Origin of the sequence: Paracoccus sp. SSJ (assembly GCF_030234105.1) — a bacterium.
Classification (GTDB): Bacteria; Pseudomonadota; Alphaproteobacteria; order Rhodobacterales; family Rhodobacteraceae; genus Paracoccus; species Paracoccus denitrificans.
The window spans coordinates 60102-83672 of sequence record NZ_JASSPE010000012.1 but is presented as its reverse complement, the minus strand read 5'-3'; the positions used below and the strand labels follow the sequence as shown (position 1 = coordinate 83672).

Here is a 23571-nt window from a genome sequence, read left to right as displayed (position 1 = left end):
GCCCGGCCGTCCCCAAGGGGGCGGCCCTTTGCAATGGGAGGAGAGACATGAGCAATTCCGTCGAAGGCCGCAGCATCATCGTCACCGGCTCGGGCCGGGGCATCGGGCGCTCCATCGCCGAGGGGCTGGCCAGGGCCGGTGCGCGGGTGGTGATCGCCGACATTGCCGCCGCTACCGCAGAGGCCACCGCCGCCGAGATCCGCGAGGCGGGCGCGCAGGCCATCGGCCTTGCCGTCGACGTGACCGACCGGGCCAGCACGCGCGACCTGATCGCCCGCACCGTCGCCGAATACGGCCGGCTCGACGCCATGTTCAACAATGCCGGCATCGCGCAGGTCAAGCAGTTCAACGACATCACCGAAGAGGACTGGCACCGCGTCATGGACGTGAATGCCATGGGCGTGCTGATCGGCATCCAGGAGGCGGCGAAGCAGTTCATCGCCCAGGGCGGCGGCGGCAAGATCGTCAACACCGCCTCGATCGCCGGCAAGCAGGGCTATGAGCCCCTGGCGCATTACTCGGCCAGCAAGTTCGCCGTGGTGGCGCTGACCCAGGCCGCCGCCCGCGCCTTCGGCAAGGACGGCATCTGCGTCAACGCCATCTGCCCCGGCGTGGTCGCGACCGACATGTGGAAGCTGATCGACAAGGGCTTCAAGGACGAGGGGCTGACCCAACGCGACAACGAGGCATTCGAGGGCTTTTCCGCCGACATCCTGCTGGGCAGGCCCTCGCGCCCGGACGATCTGGCGGGGGTTTCGATCTTTCTCGCCTCGGCCGGGTCCGATTACATGACCGGGCAAAGCCTGGTCGTCGATGGAGGGATGGTGCTGGTATGAACGCGAAACAGAAGCTGGCCGAGATGAACGCGCGCGCCGCCGCGCTCTACAAGGCCGACGGCAAGACCATGTCCGCCTTTCGCGGGCTGATGGTCGCCGCCAACCGCGAGGGCAAGGTCAGCCCGGCGATGAAGGAGATGATCGCCATCGCCGTCGCCATCGGGCGCGGCTGCGAGGATTGCATCGTCTTTCATACCAGCGAGGCCAAGGCCCACGGCGCCAGCCGCGAGGAATTGCTGGAGGTGCTGGCCGTCGCCATCGAGATGTCCGGCGGGCCGGGCACGGTCTATGCGGCAAAGGCGCTGGCCGCCTTCGACGAGTTGTGAGGTGTCGCCATGAAAGCATTGCGTTTCCATGCCGCCAGGGATCTGCGGATCGAGGACATTCCCGAACCGCCCCGGCCCGGCCCCGGCCAGGTGCTGATCCGAAACAGCCATGTCGGCATCTGCGGCACCGACCTGCATGAATATGCCTCGGGCCCGATCTTCATCCCGACCCAGCCGCATCCCTATTCCGGCGCCCATGGCCCGCAGGTGCTGGGCCACGAGTTCGGCGGCGAGGTCGTGGCGGTGGGCGAGGGCGTGACCAAGGTGGCGCCCGGCGACCGGGTGGCGGTGCAGCCGCTGATCATGCCGCGCGGCGGCGAATATTTCGCCGACCGGGGCTGGCACAACCTCTCGGGCAGCCTGGCGCTGGTCGGGCTTTCCTGGGTCTCGGGCGGCATGGCCGAGATGGCGCTGCTGAACGACTACAATGTCGAGAAGATTCCCGACGGCATGAGCGACGAAGAGGCCGCGCTGGTCGAGCCGACCGCCGTCTGCGTCTATGCCTGCGACCGGGGCCGGATCACCGCCGGGGATTCGGTGCTGGTGACGGGCGCCGGCCCCATCGGCATCCTTGCGCTTCTGACCGCGCGGGCCTTCGGCGCGACGCGGCTGTTCGTGTCGGACGTGAACGACACGCGGCTGGCACTCGCGGCCGAGGTCGTGCCGGGCGTCGTCACCGTCAATCCTGCGCGCGAGGATGTGGGCGAGCGGGTGCGCGCCGGCACGCAGGACGGCATCGGCTGCGACGTGGCGCTGGAATGCGTCGGCAACGAACGTGCGCTGCAATCCTGTCTCGACGCGGTGCGCAAGCAGGGGGTGATCGTGCAGACCGGGCTGCATTCCGGCAAGGGCAGCGTGGATTTCTTCCAGCTGACGTTCAAGGATGCCGAGATCCGCGGCTCGTGGTGCTATCCGACCCATAGCTGGCCGCGCACCATCGAGCTGATCGCCTCGGGCGCCATCCCGGCCAAGCGGGTGGTGACCAGGCGCATCGCGCTGGCCGACGCCGTGGCCGAGGGGTTCGAGGCACTCCTGGACCCTGCCGGCAGCCAGCTGAAGATCCTGATCGACCTCTCGCGCTGACAACCGCGCCTGCGACAAGATTTCTGCCCCGGCGCGGCCAACCCGTGCTATGGTCGCGCCGGGCTTTGGGAGGAGCCGATGCGGGGGATGCCGGATACTGGGACGCATGTCCTTGAAGTCATTCGCGTGGCCGAGGGCGAGACCTCGCCGCGCCGGGATGCCGATGTCCTGGCCTCGTGGCGGCGCTGCGTCAACGAACACCAGCTCGACCCCAGCCGCCATGCCGGGCCGCGCATCGTCACCCAGAAGGAACTGCGCCAGCATCGCCAGGAATCCGAGGAGCTGCTGGGCGTGGCCCGGCACGGCATGGAGGACCTGTATCGCCGTGTGAACGCGATGGGCTATGTGCTGCTGCTCGCGAATGCGCGCGGCGTGACCGTCGATGCCATCGGCGATGCGGAGCTGGACCGCGAGCTGCGCCATGCCGGGCTGATCGCCGGTTCGGAATGGCATGAACGCCATGTCGGCACCAACGGCGTCGGCGCCTGCCTCGCCACCGGGCGGGCGATCACCGTGCATCGCACCGACCATTTCGACGTGGCGCTGACGCCGCTGTCCTGCACCGCCGTGCCGGTCCATGACACGCGCGGCGGGCTGATCGGCGTGCTGGACCTGTCGCATCTGCAGGCGCCGCAGGACAAGATGAGCCAGGCGCTGACGCTGGAGGTGATGAAATCCTGCGTCCGGCGCATCGAGATGGCCAATCTGGTGCGCCGGCATCGCGCCGACTGGATCCTGCGGCTGAACCCCTCGCCCGAGTTCCTTGACGTGGACCCGATGGCCGCGGTCGCCATCGACCCCGAGGGCCGCATCAGCGGCATGACCAACAATGCGCGCGAGCTTTTGGCCGGCGGGCCGGCCGAGGCGCTGATCGGGCGGCGCTTCGACGATATCTTCGCCTATGACATGGACGACCTGCCCAAGCTGTCGCGCGCCATGGCGCCGGTCGACGGCGCGCTGGAGATGCAGGCCGGCGGGCTGATCTTTGCCCGTGCCGTGCCGCCGACCGCGCCGCCGCGCCGGGCCGCGGAAGGCAGCCTGCCCCAGCCGCTGCGCGCGATCCATGGCGGCGATCCGGCCATGCAATGCCTGGCCGAGCGCGCTGCCAAGGTGGTGGACCGCCAGATCAGCGTCATCCTGCGCGGCGAGACGGGGACCGGCAAGGAGTTCATCGCCCGCGCCATGCACGAGTCCTCGCGCAGGCGGGGGGCCTTCGTCGCGATCAACTGCGCTGCGCTGCCCGAGGCGCTGATCGAAAGCGAGCTGTTCGGCTATACCCCGAACGCCTTTACCGGCGCCCACGCGCGCGGCAAGAAGGGCCTGATCCGCGAGGCGCATGGCGGCACGCTGTTCCTGGACGAGATCGGAGACATGCCGCTGGCCTTGCAGGCGCGGCTGCTGCGCGTGCTGTCGGAACGCGAGTTGCTGCCGGTCGGTGCCACGCGCGCCGAGCCGGTGGATATCCGCGTCATCTCGGCCTCGCATCACGACCTGGCCCAGCTGGTGGCCGAGGGGCGGTTCCGGCAGGATCTCTATTACCGGCTGAACGGGCTGGTGCTGGACATCCCGCCGGTCCGGGCGCGGGCCGACCTGGAATGGCTGATCGCCCGCATCGCCGGCGCGACCGAGGGCAAGCCGCGATTTTCCCCGCAGGCCATGGCCCTGCTGCTGGCCCATGACTGGCCCGGCAACGTCCGCGAGATCGTCAATCTTTGCGAGCTTGCCGCGGCGATGTGCGACGGTGCCCCGGTCCTGCCCGCGCATCTGCCGGCAGGGATGGCGGATCGAGCCGCCCTGTCCCGGTCGCCGGCAGGCAGCAGGCCCGAGGACGAATTGCTGCGGCTCCTGGACGAGCATGGGGGCAATGTCTCGGCTGCAGCCCGTGCCGCGAAGATCGACCGCTCGACATTCTACCGGCGCTTGCGCAAGTCGAAATAGGAATCGGCGCCTCGGGTCCTTGGCCGTCGGCAGGCCGGGATGGGTTTCAAACGCCGCCAGATACGGCCCTGCGTTGCGGAATAACCCGGCGGCACGATGGCGACCGCCGGGAAAAGCGTCAGAACTTGATCGCTGCGCGCAGGCTGACCATATTGCCGTCGCCCTCGAACCGATGAATGCTGTCGATTCCACTGATATCGCCGATATCGTAATGGGTATATTTGGCGCCGACGATCAGGCGGTCGGTAACGGCATAATCCAGCCCTAGTGATACGGTCATGGCATCCTGATCCAGGATGTTGGCATAACCCACGGCAATATACGGCAACGCGCGCTTGATCGCATAACCCGCCTGAAGTTCGGCGCCGTAGGTATCCTTGCCGAATTGCACCGTCCCTCCAAGTTCCGCGAGGTTGAATCGGTTAGAGCCGTTCCTTCCGTAGTGGATTTCGATACCACCGACAAAGTTGTTCTGCCATTGGCGGCGATAGCCCGCGAACAGGCCATAGCTATTGCCATCCTCGCTGAAACTATCGGTGAGCTGTTCGGTCCACGCTTCACGGACAACCTCGGTCCATGCTTCCTGCACCACGACAGTCCTGGCGGGTTTCACGATCTCGGTCCGGGCTTCCTGCACGACGACGGTCTCGGTGACTTCTTCGACCCATGCCTCCTGGACCACGACGGTTTCGGTGACGGTTTCGGTCCAGGCATCCTTGATCACGACCTCTTTTTCAGGCGAGATCACTTCGACCCATGCATCCTGAACTACCCGTTCCTCATAGATGGGACGATTTTCATAGACCGGAACTTCTTCATAGACGGGGACATGGCGCCAGCCGGTATGGTGATTTTCATCCCGTTGTTTTTCGCCATTTTCATCGCGGTATACGTCTTCCCTGACTTTTACCGTTTCAGTTCCGATCTGAACCTCTTCCCAGCCGACCGTTACCTTTTCCTTCACCTCTGGATGTTCTTTTGTCACCGCAGGGATTTTCTCGACGATCGCCGGATGGTCGATCTCCTTGACGACCTTTTCCTCGGTGACTTCGGGGTGTTCAATCATCTCGACAACCCGGTCTTCGGTGACTTCGGGATGTTCGATGACTTCGGCGGGGATTTCCTCGGTAATTTCGTCGTGCTCGACCGTAATGGCATCATGGTGGATTTCACCAGTCGACTTCAGATCGAGTTTGGTATTTCCGATGTAAGCGCCGACATAAGGACCAGTCCAACTGAATGCCGGGCGGGCGACTTCCACGACCGGGCTGATTTGCGGTTGGATCACCGGAGCGACGTAGCCGCCAGAAAAAGCGGGCGATGCAAGAAAAGTGGTTGCGGCCAAAATCAGAGCGATACGGTTGCTCATCTCGTCTCCTATGCACTTGTTAACTTATCTCTTAAAGCAACCACTGGCGATTTTCTGCAACCTGTCCGTTTGTACTGGTTTGGTTGATATTGCCCTTGTGCGAAGGGGTCTCTCTACCTGCTGCTTTGCGAGCGGTGGGTATATGCGCGCGGCGGCCCGTCTGCCCGAAAACATGCCGATAAACTTGCGGGCGATAGCTATGCCGCTTAACCGCTTTGCAACTTTTGATTGCAAATGGCATTGTTGCAGGACCTTGTCGTTTCGGTGGATTAACAAGGCAAATCCAGCAGGTTAAGAACCTGCCATGATCCGGCCTGAACCTTCCCGCTGTTGCAGGGCAAACCGAGGTCTTACAACGCAGCATTGAAGCGGCGCGGGTTGCAGCCGATCCGGCTGCACGCGTGGCCTGAACTCAAGGCAGCCTCGCGACGATGCCGGCTGGCCGGCCAGCGATCCAGATTCGCCCCGGTGCAGGCCCTTACGCGGGCGCGGATATTTCGGCAGACAGGGCCAGCAACATCCGGCGGCAGGCTTCAAGCTCTTCGTCCAAGATGAACTCGTTTGCGCGATGCGCGCGGGCGATGCTTCCCGGCCCGCAGATGATCGAGGGGATGCCGGCCGCGTGGAACAGCCCGGCCTCGGTGCCATAGCTGACGGCGGCCAGCGGCTCTTGCCCGGTCCACCGCGCCAGCAGGCGGGACAGGTCGTCGCCTTCGGGCGGTGGCAGGGCGGGATAGCTGGAAAACTCGGCAGAGGACGCCCGCACCCCCGACCGCGCCGCGACGGCGTGAAGTTCGGCCAGAACCTCGGCCATCACCTCCTGCGGTGCCTGTCCGGGGACCGAGCGGACCTCGATGTCGATCACGGCGCGATCCGGGATGATGTTGACCGCGCTGCCGCCCCGGATCACCCCCGCTTGCAGCGTCGAATGCGGCGGGTCGAAGCGTGGGTCGAACGGCCCCTCGGTCGCCAGCCGGGCGGCCCGGTCGCGAATCCAGACCAGCAATTCGCCCGCCGGATAAAGCGCGTTCACCCCCAATGCGGGATTCGAGGAATGTCCGGCCTGTCCCTCGATCGTGATGGCGATGGCCTGCTTGCCCTTGTGGGACAGGACGGGGCGCATGTCGCTGGGCTCGCCCACGATGCAGCCCAGCGGCGGGGCGCAAAGCCCGGGCAAGCGGGCGATCATGTGGCCGACGCCCCGGCAGCCGATTTCCTCGTCATAGGACAGGGCGACATGGATCGGCCGGCGCAGGTCCATTGCGGCGAATTCCGGCACCATCGACAGGACGCAGGCCAGAAAGCCCTTCATGTCGGTGGTGCCGCGCCCGATCAGCCGGTTGCCGTCGCGGGTCAGGCGAAAGGGATCCGTGGCCCAGTCCTGCCCCTCGACCGGGACGACATCGCTGTGGCCTGACAGGACATAGCCGGGCACGTCGCGCGGGCCGATGGTGGCGAACAGGTTGAAGCGGTCGCCCTCGGGGCCGGGGATCTCGGTCACCTGCGCCCCGGCGAGGTAGTTGCGCAGGCAATCCGTCATCACCCGGTTGGGCGTCCCGGGCAGCGAGGGCACCGCGACCAGGTCGGCCAGGATCGTCTCGACATTCATGCGAACCCCCTTGTTCGTTGCGCCAGCATCGGCGCGGGTCGGACGAAGATGCTGCCGAATAAGGCCGCGCAGGCGCAATTCCCTGCCGTTGCGGGGCGGGCTTGGGCCTGTCCTTTCGCCTTGGCCGTGCCAGTCTGGCGCAAAGAAGGAGGCCCGGAATGACCATCACCCCACCCGATATCGCCCCCGTCGCATGGCGCCGGGCCGACGGCTATCTGCTGACCACCGACCGCGCGTCGGTCGACGTGGATCTGGTCGGGCGCTTTCTGGCAGAGGAGGCCTATTGGTCCGACGGCCTGCCGCGGGACCGGCTTGAGCGTGCGCTGGCCGGATCGCTGCCGATGGCGGTGATCGCGCCGGACGGGGCCATGGCGGGCTTTGCGCGGCTGGTGACGGATTACACGGTCTTTGCCTATCTGCGCGACGTCTTCGTGCTGCCGGCGCATCGCGGGCGTGGTCTGGCCGTCTGGCTGGCCAGGGTCATCCGCACCCATCCTGAGCTTGCGGACATTCCCACCTGGATGCTGGCCACGCGCGACGCCCATGCGGTTTATGAAAAGGCCGGCTTCCGCCCGGTGCCGCATCCCGAATTCTACATGTCGGTGCCGAAGCCCGGTTCATAACCACTGGCTATGGATATCATGCCAATGGGAATTGGCCCGGTCCGGCCTGCCCGTGGCAGAGTGCCGCGAAACGGATAGGGAGCGGGCAATGGGCTATCGCATCGGGGTGGATGTCGGCGGGTCCTTCACGGATTTCGCGGTGCTGGAAGAGGGCAGCGGGCAGCTTCGCACGCTCAAGGTGTTCTCGCGGCCCGACCAGCCGGGGGCCGAGATCCTTGCCGGCCTCGACCGGCTTCAGGCGCGGGACGGGATCGCGCCCGGCGATGTCGGGTATTTCACCCACGGCACCACTGTCGGCATCAACACGGTGATCCAGAGGAACGGCCCGATGCTGGCGCTGTTCACCACCCGCAATTTCGAGGATGTGCTGGAAATCGCCCGGCTGAAGATCCCGCAGATCCACAACCTGTATTCCGTGCGCCCCAAGCCGCTGGTCCCGCGCGAAAACGTCTTTGGCATCGATGAGCGCACCGAGGCGACCGGCGCCATCCTGCACGCCCCGGAACGCGCGGACGTGGCCCGCGCGCTGGCGGCGGCACGGGCGGCGGGCGCGGCAGGCATCGTCGTCGCCTTCCTGCATGCCTGCCGGAACCCTGAAAACGAGCGCGCCGTCGCCGCGATGCTGGCCGAGATGGCGCCCGAGATGCCCGTCGTCACCTCATCGGGCACATGGCCGGTGATCCGCGAGTTCGAGCGCACGATAACGGCCGTGATCTCGGGCTATGTGCAGCCGCGCGTGGCGCATTACCTTGATCGGTTCGAGGCGGCGCTGGCCGGCAAGGGCGTCCCCGTGCCCGCCCACATCACCAAGTCGAACGGCGGCGTCATGGGCATCGGGCAGGCGCGGGCGGAACCCGTGCAGATGATCCTGTCCGGCACCGCCTCGGGGGTGATCGGCGCGGGCTGGCTGGCGAGGGAATGCGGCTTTCCCAAGGTGCTGAGCCTCGATATCGGCGGCACCTCAGCCGATGTGGCGGTGATCCTCGACGGGCAGCCGCAATATGGCACGGGCGAGTTGATCGGGGATTTCCAGATCCATATCCCCTCTGTCGCGGTCAGCTCGGTCGGGCAGGGCGGCGGCTCGGTCGCCTCGGTGGACGATCTGGGCGTGTTGCGGGTGGGGCCGGAAAGTGCGGGCTCGACCCCCGGTCCGGCCTGCTATGGGCGCGGCGGGGTCAGGCCGACGATCACCGATGCGATGGCGGCGCAGAACCTGATCGGCCACGGCGACCTGGGTTATGGCGCGGTCAGCGTCGATCACGCGGCCGCCCGTGCGGCGATCCGGCCGCTGGCCGAGCGGCTGGGCGCCCCGGTCGAGGAGGTCGCGGGCCATATCGTCGATATCTCGGTCTCGGCGATGTATGCCGAGGTCTCGGGCCTGGTCTCGCGCTTCGGCATCGATCCGCGCGAGTTCCATCTTTTCGCATTCGGCGGCGCGGGCGCGATGCTGGCCTGCTATCTTGCGCGCGAGTTGGACATGAAGGGGGTTGTCGTTCCCCCGCGCCCGGGCTGCGTCTCGGCCCTTGGCGGGCTGATCGCGGATCTGAAGAACGATTTCATCCGCACGCTGTATCTGGATCTCGACGCCAAGGGGGTGGCGGCGCTGGCCGCGCCCCTGGCCGAGCTGGAGGCGACCGCCCGCGACTGGCTGGCGCGGCAAGGGCATCCGGGCAAGGGGGTGGTCGGCGTCTCGGCCGACATGCGCTATCGGGGCCAGTCCTATGAGATCGAGACGGTGCTGGAGGCCGGCTGGATTGCCTCGGGCGATGTCGCGGCCATCGCGGGGGCCTTTCATGCCGAGCATGCGCGGCTGTTCGGCCATGCCAGCGAGGGTGCGGGGGTCCAGATGGTGAACCTGCGACTGGTGATCGCGGGTGCGACGCCCAAGCCTGCGATGCCGCGTCCCGCGCCGGCGACCGATCCGGCCATGCCTTCGGATCACGTCGAGGCCTGGTTCGCGGGCCGGCCCGCGACGGTGGCGCTTTACGACCGCGAGGCGCTGGCGCCCGGCCATGCCTTCGACGGCCCGGCCATCGTGCGGCAGGACGACACCACCACCGTCGTTCCGCCCGGCTTTCATGTGCAGGTCGATGATTTCGGCAACCTTCTGATCGCGAAAGGGGCCTGACCCATGATCGACGCACGCAACCTTCAGGTTCTCGCCAATTTCTGCGGTGCTGCCGCCGATGCGATGGCCTTTACCCTGATGCGCACCGCCCATTCCGCCTTCGTCAAGGAGACCGAGGATTTTTCCTGCCAGATCGTGACGCGCGAGGGGCTGGCCTTTGCCAATCCCCGCCAGTTCGGCGCGCCCTGGTATTCCGGCATCGACTACGGCCCGTTGCTGGCCTGCATCGACGAATACAACGAAGGCGACATCTGCATCACCAACGACCCGACGGCGGGCCATGTGGCCACCCACACCCCCGACATCCATATCTGGAAGCCGGTCTTTCACCAAGGCCGACTGGCCTGCTTCGTCGTGGGCCATATCCACAATACCGACGTGGGCGGCGCGGTGCCCGCCTCGCTGTCGCGCGCGCTGACCGAGATCGCGCAGGAGGGGCTGCGCATCCCGCCGGTCAAGCTTTACGACCGGGGCGTCGAGAACCCCTTCGTCGCGCGGCTGATCCGGTCCAACGTGCGGATGCCCGAGCAGAATATCGGCGATCTGGCCGCGCAGGTCGCCAGCGTGAACGTGGGCGAGCGCAAGATGGCCGAGATCATCCGCCGCTTTGGCTTCGATACCTTCCTGGATGGCGTCGAGCAGATCCTGGACCATTCCGAGGCGCAGGTCCGCCGCATCCTGACGACCATTCCCGACGGCGATTACTTCTTTGCCGATTACGCCGACGAGGACGCGCCCCAGGGCCTGCCCGCCCGCATCGCCCTGACCCTGCGCATCCGCGGCGATCAGGTCGAGCTGGACTATACCGGCTCGGACCCGCAGCTGGGCTCGTCCCTGAACATGCCGACCGGCGGGCGCGAGCGGCATCCGCTGGTCATGGTCGGGCTGACCTATGTGCTTTACACGCTGGACAATTCGCTGTGGCTGAACGCGGGCACGCTGCGCCCGGCCCGTGCCGTGCTGCCCGAGGGCAGCGTGGTGAACTCGGCCCCCGGCGCGGCGGTGGGGATGCGCTCGCTGACCTGCGCCATGACGCAGATCGTGACGGTGGGGGCGTTTGCGCGCGCGCTGCCCGACCTGATCCCGGCGGCGGCGCCGGGCGGGAACGCGATCATGAACATCAAGACCGTGGACCGGGCGGGGCGTCCGGTCATGGCCTCGATCGGGCCGGTGGGCGGCGGCGGCGGCGCCACCCCCTTCGGGGACGGCAGCGACGGGGCGGGCGGCGCGACCGGCTTCCTGCGCAACACCCCCATCGAGATTTCCGAGGCCGAGGTGCCGATCCGCTTCCGCCGCTACGGCCTTGAACGCGACAGCGGCGCGGCGGGGCGCTGGCGCGGCGGCCTTTCGGCGGTGATGGAATTCGAGGTATCAAGCCCCGGCACCGTGGTCACGGCGCGCAACCGCAACCGCTCGATCATGCCGGCATGGGGCTTGCGCGGCGCGGCCGAGGCGGGGGTTTCGACCTTTACCCGCAATCCGGGCTGCGCGGACGAGCAGGATCTGGGCAATACCGACGTCGTGCAATGTGCCCCGGGCGACGTGATCCGCGTGGTCGGGCCGGGTGCCGGCGGCTGGGGCGATCCGCTGACCCGGCCGGTCGACCTGGTCATGGCCGATGTCGCCAAGGGGGCGATCAGTGCCGCACGGGCCGAGGCCGATTACGGCGTCGTCATCCGCGACGGCGAGGTGGACCATGTGGCGACCAAGGCCCGCCGGGCCGCGCCTCGCGCCAAGGCGCCCGACTTCACCTTTGGCGCCCGCCGCGTCGAATTCGAGCGGGTCTGGACCCCGGAACGCTATGACTTGCTGACGGAGTTCCTGGCCTCGGTTCCCGTCGGCTGGCGCTTCTTCCTCAAGCAGCAGGTCTTTGCGGCTGTGGAAAAGGCCGGCGGCACCGTGCCTGTCGGGCAAGAGATGGCGGCGATCTTTGCGGATCTGCGCGACCGCCATCCGTTGTGACACCCCCATGCGCTGCCCCTTGCCAAGGGGCAGCGCCTGTGCGCCTCTGGCCCCCATGAACACGCGGCAGCTCGAGATTTTCTGCGCCATCATGCGCGACGGTTCGGTGACGGCGGCGGCGAACAGCCTGTCGATCTCGCAGCCCGCCGCCTCGAAGCTGCTGCACCACCTTGAGGATCAGCTGGGCTATGCGCTGTTCCAGCGCATCGGCGGCCGCCTGATCCCCACACCCGAGGCCGACCTGCTTCACGAGGATGCCGCCCGCGTGCTGCGCGAGATGGAGGTGCTGGGCGATCTGGCCCGGCGCGTGGGCGAGCGGCGGCTGGGCCTCTTGCGGCTGGGGGCCAGCCTGCCGGTGGCGTGGTCGGTGCTGCCGCCCGCGCTGGCCCGGTTCCGCGCCAGCCACCCCGAGGTCCGCATCCACCTGCACACCCTGCCCAAGCAGGAGATCGCCGAGGCGCTGCGCACCGGCGCCATCGACCTTGCCGTCACCCTGTCGCCGATCCTCGCCCCGACCGTGCGGACACAGACGCTGGCCCCCATCCCGCTGGCGGTGCTGATGCCGCAGGGCCACGCGCTTGCGGGGCTCGATGCCGTGGCCCCCGGCGATCTGGCCGGCCAGCCGCTGATCTCATATGGCAGCCATGCCGAGATCGGCCCGGCGCTGGACCAGGCCTTTCGCGCCGAGGGGCTGGTGCGGCAGGTGGCGATCCAGGTCGCCTCTTCCGTCGCCGCGGTGCCGCTGGTGCGCGCGGGGCTGGGGGTGGCGCTGGTGGACGGGCTGGTCGATTGGGCGGACATGGCGGGGCTGGCCATGCGCCCGTTCCGCCCGCGCCTTGCCATGGGGCTGGCCCTTGCCACCGACGGCGCCCGGCCGATCCCGCGCCTTGCGCAGGCGCTGATCGCGCTTTTGCGCGCGCCCGGCTAGGGGCGATACAGAATTGCGCGGGCGGGGGCGCAAACGGGACAATCCGCTCCGGCCCATTGCGATCACGGCATATCTGCACGGCCCCGATGGCTAAGCTTTCGTCCAAGGCAAAACGGAAGGCGTGCCATGACCCGATCCTTCGATCCCGACACTCTCGACCTGCCGCGCGGGCATTTCATCGCCGGCGAACATGTCGCCGACCGGGGCCGGCTGGCCATGCATCGCCCCTCGGACGGGGCGGCGTTCGGCGAGAGTCCGGTCGCGGATGCGGATATGGTGGATCGCGCGGTCGCGGCCGGGCGGGCCGCGCTGGCCGCCTCGGGCTGGGGTTGCGGCGTCCCGCGCGACCGCACCCGCGCCCTGCTGAAATGGGCCGACCTGATCGAGGCCGAGGCCGAGACGCTGGCCCGGTTCGAGGCCGCCTGCTCGACCCGCCCCGTCGTGCAATTGCCGGCGGGCGACATCGCCGTGACCGCCGAGCAGATCCGCTTTTTCGCCGAGATGGCGGACAAGGAGGGCAGCGACCTGGTGCCGACCCGCGATGCCTCGCTGGGGATGACGGTGGACGAGCCCTATGGCGTCGTGGGCGCGATCACGCCCTGGAATTTTCCGCTGTCGATGGCGGGATGGAAGCTGGCACCGGCGCTGGCGGCAGGCAATGCGGTGGTGCTGAAGCCGTCCGAGATGACGCCCTTTTCGACGCTTTACATGGCCGAGCTTTCCGTGCGCGCAGGCATTCCCGCCGGGCTGGTCAACGTGGTGCTGGGCGACGGGCCGGTCACCGGCAATGCGATCACCGGCCATCCCGGGATCGGCAAGGTCAGCTTTACCGGCTCGACCGGGGCGGGGCAGGCGATCATGGGCAATATCGCCCGCAACGGCGTCAAGCCGATGACGCTGGAACTGGGCGGCAAGTCGCCGCAGATCGTCTTTGCCGATGCCGACCTGGATCTGGCCGCCGATTGCATCGCGCGGTCGATCACCTTCAACGCCGGGCAGGCCTGCGTCGCGGGCAGCCGGGTGCTGGTCGCGGCGGAAATCGCCGAGGCGCTGGCGGAAAGGCTGATCGTGCGCATGGCCGACCACCGTCCCGGCACCACATGGGATGCCGAAACGCAATATTCCCCGATCATCTCGGAACGCCAGATCGCCCGCATAGACGGCATCGTGCAGGCTGCCGTCGCCCAAGGGGCCGAGGTGCTGGCCGGCGCGGCGCGGCTGGATCATCCGGGCTGGTTCTATGCGCCGACGCTGCTGGCGGGCGTCGCCCCCGATTCCCCCGCCGTGACCGAAGAGATCTTCGGCCCGGTCCTGACTTTGGAGCCCTTTGCGGACGAAGAGCAGGCCGTCGCCATGGCCGACCATCCGACCTATGGCCTTTGCGCCGGGATATTCACCCGCGACCTGTCGCGCGCGCTGCGCGTCATGCGCCGGATCGAGGCCGGGACGGTCTGGATCAACCGCTACGGCCGCTCGCGCGACCATATCCTGCCGACGGGGGGCTACAAGTCCTCGGGCATCGGCAAGGATCTGGGCCGCGCCGCCTATCACGCCAACCGCCGCCAGAAAAGCGTGCTGATCGACCTTTGAAGGAGCCGGACATGACCACCCACAAGATCGCCCTCATCCCCGGAGACGGCATCGGGACCGCCGTGACCGAGTCGGCCGTCGCCGTTGCCCGGGCTGCGGGCGCCGTGCTGGAAACCACGACCTTCCCGTGGTCCTGCGACCACTACCTGCAAACCGGCAAGATGATGCCCGAGGACGGGATCGAGACCCTGCGCGGCTTCGACGCCATCTTCCTTGGCGCGGTCGGCTGGCCCGCCAAGGTGCCCGACAGCGTGTCCCTGCACGGACTGCTGCTGCCGATCCGCAAGGCCTTCGTGCAATATGCCAATATCCGCCCGCACCGCCTGCTGCCCGGTGTCGAGGGGCCGCTGAAGACCCGCGATTTCGACATCCTCTGCATCCGCGAGAATACCGAGGGCGAATATTCCGGCGCCGGCGGGCGCGTCCATGTCGGCACCCCGGACGAGGTGGCGGTGGAAACCTCGATCTTCACCCGCGCGGGCGTGGAACGGATCATCCGCTTCGGCTTTGAGCAAGCGATGCGACGGCGGGGGAAGCTGGCCTCGGTCACGAAATCCAATGCGCAGAAATATTCCATGGTGTTCTGGGACGAGATCACCGACCGGCTGGCTGCCGAATATCCGCAGGTCGAGGTGACGCATTACCATATCGACGCGATGTGCGCGCGTATGGTGATGGCGCCGGAAAGCCTGGACGTGGTGGTGGCCTCGAACCTTTTTGGCGACATCCTGACCGACCTGGGCGCGGCGATCCAGGGGGGGTTGGGCTTTGCGGCCTCGGCCAATATCAACCCCGACCGCTCGGCGCCCTCGATGTTCGAGCCAGTGCATGGCTCGGCCCCCGACATCGCGCATCTGGGCATCGCCAATCCGATGGCGGCGATCTGGTCGGTGGCGATGATGCTGGATCATCTGGGCGAGGCCGCGACCGCCGCCCGCATCATGGCGGCGATGGAGGCGGTGACCGCGCGGGGCATCGGCACCGTTCCGGGCCGCGACAAGACCGACGACATCACCAAGGCCGTTCTGGCCGCGCTGGAGGGCAAGGCATGACGGCATTGAAGGACAAGGATCTGCTTCGCCAGCAGGCGCTGATCGGCGGCAATTGGGTCGATGCGGCCAGCGGCGCCGTGGTCCAGGTCACCGACCCCGCGACCGGGCAGGTCATGGGCACCATTCCCGACCTGTCGGGCGCCGAGACCCGCGCGGCCATCGATGCCGCCGATGCCGCCTTCGCCTCGTGGAAAAAGCGCAGCCATGCCGAGCGCGCGGCGCTGCTGGAACGCTGGTTCGACCTGATGAACCAGCATGCCGAGGATCTGGCGCTGATCCTGACGCTGGAACAGGGCAAGCCGCTTTCCGAGGCACGGGGGGAAATCGCCTATGGCGCCTCTTTCGTGAAATGGTTCGCCGAGGAGGCGCGGCGCATCGACGGCACCGTGATCCCGGCGCCGACGAACGACCGCCGTATCCTGACGCTGAAGGAGCCGGTCGGCGTCTCGGCCATCATCACGCCGTGGAACTTCCCGAACGCGATGATCACCCGCAAAGTCGGCCCGGCCCTGGCGGCGGGCTGCACCGTGGTCATCAAGCCTTCCGAGTTCACGCCTTATTCCGCGCTCGCCCTGGGCGTTCTGGCCGAGCGCGCGGGGATTCCGGCGGGCGTCGTCAACATCGTCACCGGGATGCCGGCCGAGATCGGCGCGGAACTGACCGCCAACCCGACGGTGCGCAAGGTCAGCTTTACCGGCTCGACCCGCGTCGGCTCGCTTCTGATAGCGCAATCCGCGCCGACGGTAAAGCGGCTGTCGCTGGAACTGGGCGGCAACGCGCCCTTCATCGTCTTCGACGATGCCGATCTGGACGCGGCGGTCGAGGGGGCGATCGCGTCCAAGTTCCGCAATGGCGGCCAGACCTGCGTCTGCTCGAACCGGATCCTGGTGCAGGCGGGCGTCTACGACGCCTTTGCCGAAAAGCTGGGCGCCAAGGTCGCGGCGATGAAGGTCGGTCCCGGCACGCAGGCCGGCAACGACATCGGCCCGATGATCAACCGCGCTGCGCTGGACAAGATCGCGCGCCATGTCGCGGATGCCGTGGCGAAAGGCGCGACCGTCGCCGCCCGGGCCGAGATCCCCGAGGGGCAATATGCCGCCCCCGTGGTCCTGACGGGTGCCACGACCGAGATGGAGCTGGCATCCGAGGAAACCTTCGGCCCCGTCGCGCCGCTTTTCCGCTTTGAGACCGAGGACGAGGCCGTCGCCATCGCGAACGGCACCCCCTTCGGCCTTGCCGCCTATTTCTATACCGAGAATATCCGCCGTGCCTGGCGCGTGGCCGAGGCGCTGGAATTCGGCATGGTGGGGCTGAACACCGGCGCGGTCTCGACCACCGTTTCGCCTTTTGGCGGCGTCAAGTCCTCGGGCCTGGGCCGCGAGGGCGCGCGGGCGGGGATCGAGGAATATCTGGAGGTGAAGGCCTTCCACATGGGCGGGCTCTGACGCCGAAGAATTTGCCGCCCGCCCGCGCGGATACGGCGTTTCATGCTTTCCGCGCCCCGCAAACGGCAAGCGACGCCTGCGGGACGCGGCATAGGATCGAAAGAAATGGCGCTTCGCTGGCGCCGCAGACAGGGAACCCGGACCATGACCTTCCGCCCGAAATTCATCACCTTCGACTGCTACGGCACGCTGACCAATTTCGACATGGCCGGGGCGGCCCGCCGCATCTATGCCGAGCAACTCTCCGAGCCGGCGATGGCGAAGTTCATCAGGAACTTCGCCGCCTATCGCCTGGACGAGATCCTGGGCGCGTGGAAACCCTATGCCGAGGTGGTCCACAATTCGCTGGAACGCACCTGCAAGCGCAATGGCGTCACCTTCCGCGACGAAGACGCGCTGCGCATCTATAACGAGGTGCCGACCTGGGGTCCGCATTTCGACGTCCCCGAGGGGCTGGCCAAGGTCGCCCGGGAAATCCCGCTGGTGATCCTGTCCAACGCCATGAAAAGCCAGATCATGTCCAACGTGGAAAAGTTGGGCGCGCCCTTCCATCTGGTCCTGACCGCCGAGGAGACCGGCACCTACAAGCCGCAGATGAACGGCTTCGAATACATGCTGGACGCGCTGGGCTGCGGGCCCGAGGACATCACCCATGTTTCGTCCTCGTTCCGCTACGACCTGATGACGGCCCATGACCTGGGCATCAAGTCCAAGGTCTGGGTCAATCGCGGCCACGAGCCCGCCAACCCCTATTACGAATATACCGAGATCGCGGATATCCGCGGCCTGCCGGGCGTGTTCGGTCTGTGACGATGAAATTCCAGTCCTATTGGCACGACACCGCGCCCGCATTCGCCTCGGGTGCGCCGGGGCCCGTCTCCGACCAATACGACGTGGCGGTGATCGGCGCGGGCTTTACGGGCCTCGGGGCCGCGCGCAAGCTGGCCGCCGAAGGGCATTCGGTCGTCGTGCTGGAGGCCGAGACGGTCGGCTTCGGGGCATCGGGGCGCAATGGCGGGCACCTGAACAACGGCATCGCCCACAGCTATCTGGCTGCGCGCGAGCATTTCGGCGCGGACAGGGCACGGGCGCTTTATCATGCCTTCGACCAGGGCATCGAAACCATCGAGCGCATCATCGCCGAAGAGGGGATCGACTGTTCCTTTCGGCGCTCGGGCAAGCTGAAGCTTGCCTCGAAACCCGGCCATTACGACAGCCTTGCCCGCAATTTCGAGGCGCTGCACCGCGACGCCGATCCCGATACCGCGATGCTGTCGCGGGCGGAACTGGCGGGCGAGGTCGGCTCGGACGCCTTTCACGGCGCGATGCTGCAAAAGAAAAGCGCGATGATGCATATGGGCCGCTTCGTCGTGGGGCTGGCCGAGGCGGCCGCGCGGCGCGGCGCGGCGATCTTCGAACGCGCCCCGGTCATCGCGCGCGAGCAGGCCGGCGCGGGCTGGAAGCTGACCACGCCCAGGGGCAGCGTCACGGCGGGCAAGGTGCTGCTGGCGACCGGCGCCTATACGACCGGCGCCTTTCCATGGTTTCGCCGCCGCATCGTGCCGGTCGGCAGCTTCATCATCGCCACCCGCCCCCTGACGGATGCCGAGGTCGCGGCGACGATGCCGGGCAACCGGACCTGCGTGACCTCGATGAATATCGGCAACTATTTCCGCCTTGCGCCGGACAACCGGCTGATCTGGGGCGGGCGGGCGCGGTTCTCGGCGAGCTCGGACCAGCGTTCGGACGCCAAGAGCGGCGAGATCCTGCGCGCGGGGCTGCTGCGCACCTTTCCGCAGCTTCGCGAGGTGCCGATCGACTATTGCTGGGGCGGGCTCGTGGACATGACCGCCGATCGCTTTCCGCGCGCCGGGCAGGCGGACGGGGTTTACTTCTCGATGGGCTATTCCGGCCATGGCGCGCAGATCGCCACCCATATGGGCGAGATCATGGCCGACCTGATGACCGGCCGTGCCAATCGCAATTCCTGGGACGGGCTGCCCTGGCAGGCGGTGCCGTTCCATACCGGCAAGCCGTGGTTCCTGCCGCTGGTGGGCCTTTACTACAAAACCCTTGACCTTATCCGCTGAGGACAGACATGCCGCTTTTGCAGACCATCGACCCATCGACCCTTCCCGCCGGCGCGCCGGGCAAGGCGGCCCCCGACCGGCTGGTTTCGGGCGATCCCTCGTTCATGACCTGGGCGCTGGACGCCTCGCGGGGCGGCGAGGTGCGCACCGGCATCTGGGAGGCGACGCCGGGCGAGACCATCTCGATCAAGGGCGAGAGCTTCGAGTTCTGCCATATCCTGGACGGCGTGGTCGAACTGACCGAGGACGGCCAGCCGCCCGTCACCTATCGCAAGGGCGACAGCTTCATCATGAAGCCCGGCTATCGCGGCGTCTGGAAGACCGTCGAAACCGTCCGCAAGATCTATGTCATCGTCGGATGACCCAAGCGTGCGCGCGGCCTGATCCGCCGCGCGCACGCCCCGACCGTTCCCCGCACCGCAGATGCCGCCTGCCGCCATGCAGGCTGCGCGGGCAGAAAGACGAAGGCCATGCCATGCAGATTGCGACCGATCCCGTCCTGACGCGTTTTGAGCTCGACCACATCCCCCAGGCGGTCGAGCTGTCGCGCCTTGAGCACTGGCCGCACCGGCCCGAGGACTGGGCGCTGATCCACGGCCTCAGCCGGGGCGTGGTCGCGCTGTCCGGCGGGCGGGTCGTCGGGACGGCGATGGCGACGGTCTTCGGCCCGGTCGGCATGATGAACATGATCATCGTCGGCCCGGACATGCGGGGCAGGGGCTTGGGCCGCCGGCTGATGGAGGGCGCCATGGCCCTTGCGGCGCCGCGGGAATGGCGGCTGGTCGCTACCGAGGCCGGGCTGCCGCTTTACCGCAAGCTGGGCTTTGCCGAACAGGGGCGGATCGTCCAGCACCAGGGCATCCTGACCGGGACGGCGGCGCCCGCCGGCATCGATTGGGCCGGCGAGGACGATCTGGACGCCATCGCCGGCATCGACCGCGATGCGACCGGGGCGGACCGCGCGCCGCTGATCCGCGCGCTGCTGCATGCCGGGCGCATTGCCGTCCTGCGCCGGGCGGGCGGGATTGCGGGCTATGCCGCGCTGCGCCCCTTCGGCCGCGGAGCGGTTGCGGGTCCGGTCGTCGCCACCGATGCGGACGAGGCCAGGGATCTGCTGTCCTTTCTGCTGTCCGACCGTGCCGGGCAATTCCTCCGCGTCGATACGACCGAGGACAGCGGCCTTGCGTCCTGGCTGACCGGGCTGGGACTGGCCCATGTCGGCGGCGGCATCGGCATGAGCCGGGGCACGCCCGCCGCCCGGTCCGGGGATTTTCATCGCTTCGCCCTCGCCGCGCAGGCGCTTGGCTGACTTTCAGGAGAGACGACATGCTGGCCAATTCACTGGTCGAACTCGACCGCGCCCATCTGATCCACCCCGTCGCAAGCTGGCGCGGGCACGAGGCTGCGGGCGTGCGCCTGCTGGCCTCGGGCAAGGGCGCGCGCGTGCGCGACGCGCAGGGGCATGAGCTGATCGACGGCTTTGCGGGCCTGTGGTGCGTCAATGCCGGCTACGGGCAGGACAGCGTGGTCGAGGCCGCGACGCAGCAGATGCGGGAGCTGGCCTATGCGACCGGCTATTTCGGGCTGGGTTCGGAGCCGGCCGTGCGCCTGGCCGCGCGCCTGGCCGAGGCCGCGCCGGGCGATCTGGACCATGTCTATTTCACGCTGGGCGGCTCGGACGCGGTGGACAGCACCGTGCGCTTCATCCGCTATTACTGGAACGCGCGCGGGATGCCGGGGAAGGACCAGTTCATCTCGCTGGAGCAGGGCTATCACGGTTCTTCGACCGTGGGGGCGGGGCTGACCGCGATCCCCTCGTTCCATGCGGGTTTCGGCGTGCCTTATGACTGGCAGCACAAGATTCCGTCGCATTACAGCTATCGCAATCCCGCGGGCAGCGACGATGCCGCGATCATCGAGGCGTCCAGGGCGCAGTTGCTGGCCAAGGTCGCCGAGCTGGGCGGCCCCGAACGGGTCGCGGCCTTCTATGCCGAGCCGATCCAGGGCTCGGGCGGGGTGCTGGTGCCGCCCAAGGGCTGGATGCGTGCGATGCGCGATCTGTGCGCGGAACTCGACATCCTTTTCGTCGCCGATGAGGTCATCACCGCCTTCGGCCGCACCGGCCCGCTTTTCGCCTGCGAGGAAGAGGGCATCGTCCCCGACCTGATCACCGCCGCCAAGGGGCTGACCTCGGGCTATGTGCCGATGGGCGCGGTGTTCATGTCGGATCGCGTCTATCAGGTGATCGCCGATGGCGCGGGCGCCGCGGCGGTGGGGCACGGCTATACCTATTCGGCGCATCCGGTCTCGGCCGCCGTCGGGCTGGCGGTGCTGGACCTCTACGAGGGCGGATTGCTGGAAAACGGCCGCAGGATGGGCGCTCGGCTGATGGAGGGGCTGCGCGGCCTTGGCGACCACCCGCTGGTGGGCGACGTGCGCGGGCGCGGCATGCTGGCGGCGATCGAGCTGGTGACCGACAAGGCGGCGAAGACCCCGCTGCCGGCTGCCAGCCAGCCCGCGACGCGCATTTTCGACCGCGCCTGGGATCAGGGGCTGGTCATCCGCGCCTTTGGCTGGGGCGTGATCGGCTATGCCCCGCCGCTGTGCTGCACCGAGGAAGAGATCGACCTGATCGTCGCCCGCACCCGCAAGGTGCTGGACCTGACGCTGGAGGATCCCGATATCCGCGCGGCGCTGCGCTGATGGCGGTCCTGTTCCTGTCCACCCCCGAGCGCGGCGCGGTCTTTCGCGAGGTCTTTGCCCGCGACCTGCCCGATATGCCGTTCCATGTCGGACAGGCGCCGGACCCGCATGCCGTGCGCTATCTGGTGGCATGGACCGCGCCCGAGGGGCTGGCGCGCGATTATCCGAACCTGCGGCTGATATTCTCGGTCGGGGCGGGCGTCGATCAGTTCGATCTGGCCGCCTTGCCCCAAGACGTCGGCGTGGTGCGGATGCTGGAGCCGGGCATCGCCCGGCAGATGCGCGAATATGCGACCATGGCCACGCTGGCCATGCATCGCGACCTGCCCGCCTATCTGGACCAGCAGCGGCGCGGCGAATGGTTGCCGCGCATGAATGTCGACGCCGCCGACAGGCGCGTGGGGGTGATGGGCCTGGGCAATCTGGGCCAGGCGGTGCTGGAATCGCTGCGCCCCTTCGGCTTCGACCTGGCCGGATGGAGCCGCAGCCCGCGCCGGATCGAGGGCGTCGCCTGCCATACCGATCTGGACGCCTTTCTGGCCCGCACCGACATCCTGCTGTGCCTGCTGCCCCTGACCGCGGAAACCGAGGGGATGCTGGACGCCGACCTGTTCGACAAGCTGCCGATGGGTGCGCGGCTGGTGCATCTGGGACGCGGGCGGCAACTGGACGCGGATGCGCTGCGGCAGGCTCTGGACAGCGGCCGGATCGCGCAGGCGATGCTTGACGTGACCGAGCCTGAGCCGCTGCCGGCCGGCCATTGGCTATGGCGCCACCCGCGCGTCATCCTGACGCCGCATGTCGCCAGCCAGACGGTGGCGCATGAGGGCGCGCTGCATGTGCTGGCCGGCATCCGCGCCGATCTTCGCGGCCAGAGGCCCGAGGGGCTGGTGGACCGCGCGCGCGGTTATTGACCATATCCGCGATGCCGTAGGGTCAGCGCGATACGAAAGATTATGCTGCGCCGGGACGGGATTTGGAGTTTTTCGCGCCCGGTTTGCCGGAAGGATGAGGGGTAAGGACGCCCATCCGGCGTGGGTGGAAAGACATGGGCCGGGGCGCGGGCAACCGGGGGCCAGCCCCCTTCGGTCGAGGGAACAAGCGCCGCGCAAGGACGCGGGAACAACGGGGAACGCACAGGATGCCAGCAAGACCGCTGTCGCAATTCAAATACATGAGCTTCGATGTCGTCGGCACGCTGATCGACTTCGAATCCGGGCTGACCGGCGCGCTGGCCGCGATCGCTGCCGAAAAGGGCGTCGATTTCGACCCCGAGCGCGCGCTGGACCTGTATCGGGCCGCCCGCTACATGCCGGGCGTCGGGCATTTCCCCGACGATCTGGTGCGCGTCTACAAGGTGATCGCGCCCGATCTGGGCCTGCCTGCGGACGACGCCCATGCCGCGCGGCTGCGCGACGCGGTGCCGGGCTGGAAACCCTTTGCCGATTCCGTCGCCGCCATGGCGAAGCTGAAGGGCAGATACCGGCTGATCGCCATGACCAACGCCCAGCGTTGGGCGTTCGAGCATTTCAGCGCCGCGCTGGGGCATCCCTTCCATGCCTCCTTCACGGTGGATGATACCGGCGTCGAAAAGCCCGATCCCGCCTTCTTCCGCCAGGTCTTCGCCTTCGTCGAAAGCGAGGGGGCCGGCAAGGACGACATCCTGCATGTCGCGCAAAGCCAGTATCACGACATCGGCGTGTCGCGCGACCTGGGCATGACCAATTGCTGGATCCAGCGCCGGCATGCCCAGAAAGGCTATGGCGGCACCATCGAGCCTGCCGAATTCACCACCCCTGACCATCACTTCACCTCGATGGCCGAACTGGCCGAGGCCGCGACCGCGTGACTTGTGCGGATCCGGGCGACCGGGTCCGTCGCAACCATTC

The 23571-nt window shown here is 67.7% G+C and carries 20 protein-coding genes; 18 read left to right on the top strand and 2 right to left on the bottom strand.

The features are described 5' to 3' along the window. The first annotated feature begins 47 nt into the window (after nt 1–47). The 4 genes from QPR87_RS14290 to QPR87_RS14275 all read left to right on the top strand — a co-directional run bounded on the left by QPR87_RS14290 (nt 48) and on the right by QPR87_RS14275 (nt 4183). Complete coding sequence (locus tag QPR87_RS14290) at nt 48–836, top strand: SDR family NAD(P)-dependent oxidoreductase (RefSeq protein ID WP_285049948.1); 789 nt, start codon at nt 48–50, stop codon at nt 834–836. After that, the gene (locus QPR87_RS14285; RefSeq protein ID WP_285049947.1) at nt 833–1162 is read left to right on the top strand and encodes a carboxymuconolactone decarboxylase family protein; all 330 of its coding nucleotides are present in this window, start codon (nt 833–835) and stop codon (nt 1160–1162) included. Before QPR87_RS14290 ends, QPR87_RS14285 begins: the two co-directional genes overlap by 4 nt. 9 nt (nt 1163–1171) lie before the next feature. Beyond that, nucleotides 1172–2245, top strand: a complete 1074-nt coding sequence (locus QPR87_RS14280; RefSeq protein WP_285049946.1) for a 2,3-butanediol dehydrogenase — start codon at nt 1172–1174, stop codon at nt 2243–2245. 87 nt (nt 2246–2332) lie between these two features. Beyond that, on the top strand, nt 2333–4183 hold the full coding sequence (locus tag QPR87_RS14275) for a sigma-54-dependent Fis family transcriptional regulator (RefSeq protein ID WP_285049945.1): 1851 nt from the start codon (nt 2333–2335) through the stop codon (nt 4181–4183). Nucleotides 4184–4301: 118 nt separating this feature from the next. Here QPR87_RS14275 and QPR87_RS14270 read toward each other — a convergent pair whose 3' ends face one another. Then, nucleotides 4302–5552: an outer membrane protein gene (locus QPR87_RS14270; RefSeq protein ID WP_285049944.1), complete on the bottom strand. Its 1251-nt coding sequence runs from the start codon at nt 5550–5552 to the stop codon at nt 4302–4304. Nucleotides 5553–6030: 478 nt separating this feature from the next. Next, on the bottom strand, nt 6031–7161 hold the full coding sequence (gene argE / locus QPR87_RS14265; RefSeq protein WP_285049943.1) for an acetylornithine deacetylase: 1131 nt from the start codon (nt 7159–7161) through the stop codon (nt 6031–6033). Between the two features lie 158 nt (nt 7162–7319). On the opposite strand from argE, the gene QPR87_RS14260 reads away from it, so the two are divergent. From QPR87_RS14260 to QPR87_RS14195, 14 genes are all read left to right on the top strand, one after another. Beyond that, complete coding sequence (locus QPR87_RS14260; protein WP_011751193.1) at nt 7320–7784, top strand: GNAT family N-acetyltransferase; 465 nt, start codon at nt 7320–7322, stop codon at nt 7782–7784. Nucleotides 7785–7872: 88 nt separating this feature from the next. Beyond that, entirely contained in the window at nt 7873–9912 is a 2040-nt protein-coding gene (locus tag QPR87_RS14255; protein ID WP_285049942.1) for a hydantoinase/oxoprolinase family protein, read from the top strand. Nucleotides 9913–9915: 3 nt separating this feature from the next. Next, the gene (locus QPR87_RS14250) at nt 9916–11874 is read left to right on the top strand and encodes a hydantoinase B/oxoprolinase family protein (protein WP_285049941.1); all 1959 of its coding nucleotides are present in this window, start codon (nt 9916–9918) and stop codon (nt 11872–11874) included. Between the two features lie 55 nt (nt 11875–11929). Continuing rightward, complete coding sequence (locus QPR87_RS14245; RefSeq protein ID WP_041530736.1) at nt 11930–12802, top strand: LysR family transcriptional regulator; 873 nt, start codon at nt 11930–11932, stop codon at nt 12800–12802. A gap of 126 nt (nt 12803–12928) precedes the next feature. Then, nucleotides 12929–14392: an aldehyde dehydrogenase family protein gene (locus tag QPR87_RS14240; protein ID WP_285049940.1), complete on the top strand. Its 1464-nt coding sequence runs from the start codon at nt 12929–12931 to the stop codon at nt 14390–14392. Nucleotides 14393–14403: 11 nt separating this feature from the next. Then, nucleotides 14404–15444: a tartrate dehydrogenase gene (locus QPR87_RS14235; protein ID WP_285049939.1), complete on the top strand. Its 1041-nt coding sequence runs from the start codon at nt 14404–14406 to the stop codon at nt 15442–15444. After that, nucleotides 15441–16889, top strand: coding sequence for an NAD-dependent succinate-semialdehyde dehydrogenase (locus QPR87_RS14230; protein WP_285049938.1), 1449 nt, complete (start codon nt 15441–15443; stop codon nt 16887–16889). The genes QPR87_RS14235 and QPR87_RS14230 overlap by 4 nt, the downstream gene beginning before the upstream one ends. 144 nt (nt 16890–17033) lie before the next feature. Next, complete coding sequence (locus QPR87_RS14225; protein WP_104493110.1) at nt 17034–17699, top strand: haloacid dehalogenase type II; 666 nt, start codon at nt 17034–17036, stop codon at nt 17697–17699. 2 nt (nt 17700–17701) lie between these two features. Next, entirely contained in the window at nt 17702–18979 is a 1278-nt protein-coding gene (locus tag QPR87_RS14220; protein WP_285049986.1) for an NAD(P)/FAD-dependent oxidoreductase, read from the top strand. Between the two features lie 8 nt (nt 18980–18987). Next, nucleotides 18988–19341, top strand: a complete 354-nt coding sequence (locus QPR87_RS14215; protein ID WP_011751184.1) for a cupin domain-containing protein — start codon at nt 18988–18990, stop codon at nt 19339–19341. 113 nt (nt 19342–19454) lie between these two features. Then, complete coding sequence (locus tag QPR87_RS14210; RefSeq protein WP_285049937.1) at nt 19455–20288, top strand: GNAT family N-acetyltransferase; 834 nt, start codon at nt 19455–19457, stop codon at nt 20286–20288. A 17-nt stretch (nt 20289–20305) separates the two neighbouring features. After that, nucleotides 20306–21682 carry an aspartate aminotransferase family protein gene (locus tag QPR87_RS14205; protein WP_011751182.1) on the top strand — a complete coding sequence of 459 codons (1377 nt, stop codon included), beginning with the start codon at nt 20306–20308 and terminating at the stop codon, nt 21680–21682. Continuing rightward, entirely contained in the window at nt 21682–22596 is a 915-nt protein-coding gene (locus tag QPR87_RS14200) for a 2-hydroxyacid dehydrogenase (protein ID WP_285049936.1), read from the top strand. Before QPR87_RS14205 ends, QPR87_RS14200 begins: the two co-directional genes overlap by 1 nt. Nucleotides 22597–22823: 227 nt before the next feature. Continuing rightward, a complete protein-coding gene (locus QPR87_RS14195) occupies nt 22824–23531 on the top strand; it encodes an HAD-IA family hydrolase (protein ID WP_041530734.1) in 708 nt (235 codons plus the stop codon). Nucleotides 23532–23571: the final 40 nt, after the last annotated feature.

Coding starts and splice junctions, on each gene's coding strand:
- QPR87_RS14200 (WP_285049936.1), top strand. CDS start 21,682: ATGGCGGTCCTGTTCCTGTCCACCCCCGAGCGCGGCGCGGTCTTTCGC.
- QPR87_RS14210 (WP_285049937.1), top strand. CDS start 19,455: ATGCAGATTGCGACCGATCCCGTCCTGACGCGTTTTGAGCTCGACCAC.
- QPR87_RS14285 (WP_285049947.1), top strand. CDS start 833: ATGAACGCGAAACAGAAGCTGGCCGAGATGAACGCGCGCGCCGCCGCG.
- QPR87_RS14215 (WP_011751184.1), top strand. CDS start 18,988: ATGCCGCTTTTGCAGACCATCGACCCATCGACCCTTCCCGCCGGCGCG.
- QPR87_RS14220 (WP_285049986.1), top strand. CDS start 17,702: ATGAAATTCCAGTCCTATTGGCACGACACCGCGCCCGCATTCGCCTCG.
- QPR87_RS14260 (WP_011751193.1), top strand. CDS start 7,320: ATGACCATCACCCCACCCGATATCGCCCCCGTCGCATGGCGCCGGGCC.
- argE (WP_285049943.1), bottom strand. CDS start 7,161: ATGAATGTCGAGACGATCCTGGCCGACCTGGTCGCGGTGCCCTCGCTG.
- QPR87_RS14205 (WP_011751182.1), top strand. CDS start 20,306: ATGCTGGCCAATTCACTGGTCGAACTCGACCGCGCCCATCTGATCCAC.
- QPR87_RS14255 (WP_285049942.1), top strand. CDS start 7,873: ATGGGCTATCGCATCGGGGTGGATGTCGGCGGGTCCTTCACGGATTTC.
- QPR87_RS14240 (WP_285049940.1), top strand. CDS start 12,929: ATGACCCGATCCTTCGATCCCGACACTCTCGACCTGCCGCGCGGGCAT.
- QPR87_RS14280 (WP_285049946.1), top strand. CDS start 1,172: ATGAAAGCATTGCGTTTCCATGCCGCCAGGGATCTGCGGATCGAGGAC.
- QPR87_RS14290 (WP_285049948.1), top strand. CDS start 48: ATGAGCAATTCCGTCGAAGGCCGCAGCATCATCGTCACCGGCTCGGGC.
- QPR87_RS14245 (WP_041530736.1), top strand. CDS start 11,930: ATGAACACGCGGCAGCTCGAGATTTTCTGCGCCATCATGCGCGACGGT.
- QPR87_RS14235 (WP_285049939.1), top strand. CDS start 14,404: ATGACCACCCACAAGATCGCCCTCATCCCCGGAGACGGCATCGGGACC.
- QPR87_RS14250 (WP_285049941.1), top strand. CDS start 9,916: ATGATCGACGCACGCAACCTTCAGGTTCTCGCCAATTTCTGCGGTGCT.
- QPR87_RS14225 (WP_104493110.1), top strand. CDS start 17,034: ATGACCTTCCGCCCGAAATTCATCACCTTCGACTGCTACGGCACGCTG.
- QPR87_RS14230 (WP_285049938.1), top strand. CDS start 15,441: ATGACGGCATTGAAGGACAAGGATCTGCTTCGCCAGCAGGCGCTGATC.
- QPR87_RS14270 (WP_285049944.1), bottom strand. CDS start 5,552: ATGAGCAACCGTATCGCTCTGATTTTGGCCGCAACCACTTTTCTTGCA.
- QPR87_RS14275 (WP_285049945.1), top strand. CDS start 2,333: ATGCCGGATACTGGGACGCATGTCCTTGAAGTCATTCGCGTGGCCGAG.
- QPR87_RS14195 (WP_041530734.1), top strand. CDS start 22,824: ATGCCAGCAAGACCGCTGTCGCAATTCAAATACATGAGCTTCGATGTC.